Raw genomic sequence first — 3,654 nt, forward strand, 5'->3', positions numbered from 1 at the left:
TCAGCTTCTTTTAAAATAGCGACAATTTGATGTTCAGTCATTTTTTTCATAATTAAATCCCCTTTTCTTTTATCATAGAGAATTTTCTACTTTTTGCTGTACTATTTTAGGGGGTAGTTACAACATCCTTCTCATTTGCTTTAAAATTTTTATGTTCACTTTCGTATTTGGTAAGTAAAATTTCAACGATCTATCAAATCGTTCCATGGAACAAAATTAAATATCTCTATAGGATGAATAAACTACGCCTTACCATCAGCACTAAGGGTGGCTGTTGGGGCAGTTTCTGCTAGGGTGGTTGTGGTATCCATTGGCTCGCCATTTTCTGGGGGCGTGTCGTTTTATTGGTTTAGCTTGGCTAAGCCTTTAGCAGCATCATCCCACCATAACACTTTTTGATTTATTCAGATATTATTCTTGCATAGTTAAATTAATGTACTGTAAAGCCGACGAATGAACCCATTTAACAATTAACTTCTGGGTTCTAGTTAAATATCGAATTTGATAAAAATCGTCTCGGTGCTGTAATAGTTCTACCTTGTCATCTTCAATTAAATACATTTTAGTTTTTGATTTTTCCAAAGCATCATCATATAAATAAGCCTGTTTAACAGCTATCTTTTTAATTATTGGTTTTCTATCAAAAAGATTATGCTCATTTGTCACCAATAAATAATTTAAATTTTTATTATAAATTTTACGCTGCACCATATCACAACCAATACATTGATCTTCTAATATTATTTGATAATATTTCTCCTTTTCTTTATAAAGTTTTTCATACCACTTCCCACCATCAAGAAAACGATTAATTAATTGATCATTGGTTTTCTTATAATCACATAACTGAGAACCATCGCTTAAAATTTGTTTCTCTTTAGTTTGAATAATATGATTTTTTATTTCATAAAGCGAATAACACTTATTAGGTGTAGAATTATATTTTAATGTCATCAATAAATAATTTTGACCCAAAAATTTGTCAATTGATAAGATTGACTCATCAATTTCATCATTCAACTCTATGGGTACTTTAATTTGTTGACAATCAGAACTATTATCAAAACAATGATAAATTGATTGTTTTATTTTATTAAATTCTATACTTCCATATGAGTGTGTCGTTAGAAAATAAAAAAATAATATTGATATTTTTACTAATTGCATATTATTGAATAATATTTAATTTACATTAATCATCTAATTCTTCTAGCTCCTGATTCTGTAATAACTTGTTATTTTTATATATACTTAATTGATTATCTCGAATAATGTAATAATAATCATTGTTTTGAAATTGATACCCTAATAAGCGATGAGATGAATAATGATTTATAGTTTCCCCTTTTAAAAATATATATAGCTGATCCTTCTTTCTCGTTCCTTCATAATAAACATTTTTACAGTCTAATTCCCCCTCTTCGCAACAATAGGATATTTTAATATTATATTTTAAAGAATTATATTTAGTTGTATACAGACAAGAATGATTAAAATCATTAGCTAAACAAACAAAAGATAGTAATGGCATTATAATGAAAATTATTTTCATATTTCTTTATATTCTCCGTCCAAATGACTATATGTAGTATATTTATTATTTTTAAATAAATAATATTCCGAACGTCTTCGATTATTAACGCCTTGATTAAATTTTCCTTGGGAGTTACTCCAAGATAACCATGCTTCCTCTAATGAATTATAAGCATAAGATCCTTTCGGATTATTTATCATTTTTACTACAGTTGAATTCTTAAATCCTCCAATGCCAATAGTAGTTCCTTTAGTATAAGGTTTTGGTGTCAGTTGGTGCTTTTTCTGAGGCTTGCGAATGTTTTCTTGCAAGATTTATTGTTGTTTTTTTGCAATCATTTCAGATGCTAGTTGACAACCATCAGTTAGATTATTTTTACATGCACGTTCAAACCATAACAGTGCGATTTTATAATTTGATTGCGCTTTTTCAATTATTCCTAAATTAAGTTGCGCAAAAGGGTTATTTGATTCGGCAGCTTTTTTATACCAATTAATTCCTTTTTTATAATCTGTATTTTCACTACTTGTTAAATATAAATTACCCAACTCAACTTGAGCAGCTGTATAACCTTGTTTAGCCGCTTTTGTTAGCCAATATAATGCTTTCGAATGATCCAGTTTAACTCCCCAAAATCCAAATCTGTAATTAACCCCTAAAGAGTATTGAGATTGTACATGATTTTGTTTGGCTGCTTTTTCTAACCAGATAATGGCTTGTTCATTATTATCCTTTTCTTCATAAATAATAGCTAAAGCAAACTGAGCTTCTGCATATCCTTGTTGCGCAGATTGTTGATACCAATAAAAAATTTTATCATCATATTTTTTATTAACATTCTGCGATAAAAGTAGATTAGCCAAGGAATATTGGGCAATCTTATCCCCATTTTCTGCTTGTATAATTAAATTACTTTCGTTATTAGTGTCAGCCATTACACTATTTGAGCTCCATAGTATAGACGATAACATTATTATAAGTGCGAGTTTCTTATTTAGGTATTTCATTAAGTTCCACTTCCTCTGATTCATATACTTCGCCATAATTAAATATTTTTTTTGTTATAACTTTACCATTTTTATCATAGGTTATAATAATTTTATAATCCTTACCAAACTCATCAGGATGATAATACCTAGTACGAACAAGCATACCCAATAAATCATATTCATACCAATTACCCACAAAAATACCAGTCGCATTATAATGTCCTTGACAACCTTTTTCTTTTACTTGACCATTTGGATAATAATCAATAAGAAATGAATAACAAAAAGGAGTATTTGAATAACTTGATATTATTGATGATATAGCGTAAGGATTAAAATTTTCCTTTACAGAGTTAGCAAAAGAATGACAGACAATAAATAAAGAGATGGTCAGTAAAATAATTATTTTTTTCATTATGCAACCTTTTAATAAAATTTTTTAATAATCCTTCATATAATTGTTGAGCAATTAGATCAATATTTGAAAATAAAGCTTTTGCATCTTTAGGTGATGTAATAAATCCTAACTCAACGAGAACTTTACGTTTAGTTTTATTTGAAGCTCTTAAAACCTGAAGATTTCTTACATCTTTTTTGGGAGAAGATGATTCAACAGGAACCACATTGTAATAACTAAATATATCCTCCGCTGTTTAGCTTCTGCGTAATCCTTCCTTTAAATAGTTATCAGTAAAAGCAAGTAGTGTTTCTTTATCCTGAGTTGAATACCTCAGTGTTTCAGTTAAAATTTGATGTAATGCCCACATCGCTGGGGTGTAATTTCTAAATCTAATTTGATCATTTTATTCTTAATCATTGTGACATTTTACGACTCCTTGCCTATCACGATTTTTACACGAAATCGATTCCAATAGCTTGAAGTGCCCACTATTATCTATTTTATAATGTCTCCATTTTTCAATATTTTGCGTTTCGTCACTATCAACATTATTTAACAACCAAATATTCTCAAAATTTTTATCAATATAGTAATACTGTGAAAAAGCAGCTGATTCTAAAATTTTTTCTTTATAAATAGGGGCTGTTGATCTTTGCTGTACATAAATTACTCAACAATACATTGGCAGCCACATTAACATAAATGTCAGTGATACCATACAGGCATAATTC

Annotated in this window: 4 protein-coding genes; all 4 read right to left on the reverse strand. The window is 28.8% G+C overall.

What is annotated here, in order from left to right:
- Positions 1-411: 411 nt before the first annotated feature.
- The 4 genes from GA0061080_RS11980 to GA0061080_RS12000 all read right to left on the reverse strand — a co-directional run bounded on the left by GA0061080_RS11980 (position 412) and on the right by GA0061080_RS12000 (position 2,938).
- Positions 412-1,167: a hypothetical protein gene (locus GA0061080_RS11980; protein WP_091126097.1), complete on the reverse strand. Its 756-nt coding sequence runs from the start codon at positions 1,165-1,167 to the stop codon at positions 412-414.
- A 381-nt stretch (positions 1,168-1,548) separates the two neighbouring features.
- The gene (locus tag GA0061080_RS11990) at positions 1,549-1,845 is read right to left on the reverse strand and encodes a glycoside hydrolase family protein (protein ID WP_091126100.1); all 297 of its coding nucleotides are present in this window, start codon (positions 1,843-1,845) and stop codon (positions 1,549-1,551) included.
- 3 nt (positions 1,846-1,848) lie between these two features.
- Complete coding sequence (locus tag GA0061080_RS11995) at positions 1,849-2,469, reverse strand: tetratricopeptide repeat protein (protein ID WP_167349244.1); 621 nt, start codon at positions 2,467-2,469, stop codon at positions 1,849-1,851.
- Positions 2,470-2,524: 55 nt separating this feature from the next.
- Positions 2,525-2,938 carry a hypothetical protein gene (locus GA0061080_RS12000; RefSeq protein WP_091126107.1) on the reverse strand — a complete coding sequence of 138 codons (414 nt, stop codon included), beginning with the start codon at positions 2,936-2,938 and terminating at the stop codon, positions 2,525-2,527.
- Positions 2,939-3,654: the final 716 nt, after the last annotated feature.

The sequence above is a fragment of the Gilliamella intestini genome (assembly GCF_900094935.1).
Taxonomy (GTDB): domain Bacteria; phylum Pseudomonadota; class Gammaproteobacteria; order Enterobacterales; family Orbaceae; genus Gilliamella; species Gilliamella intestini.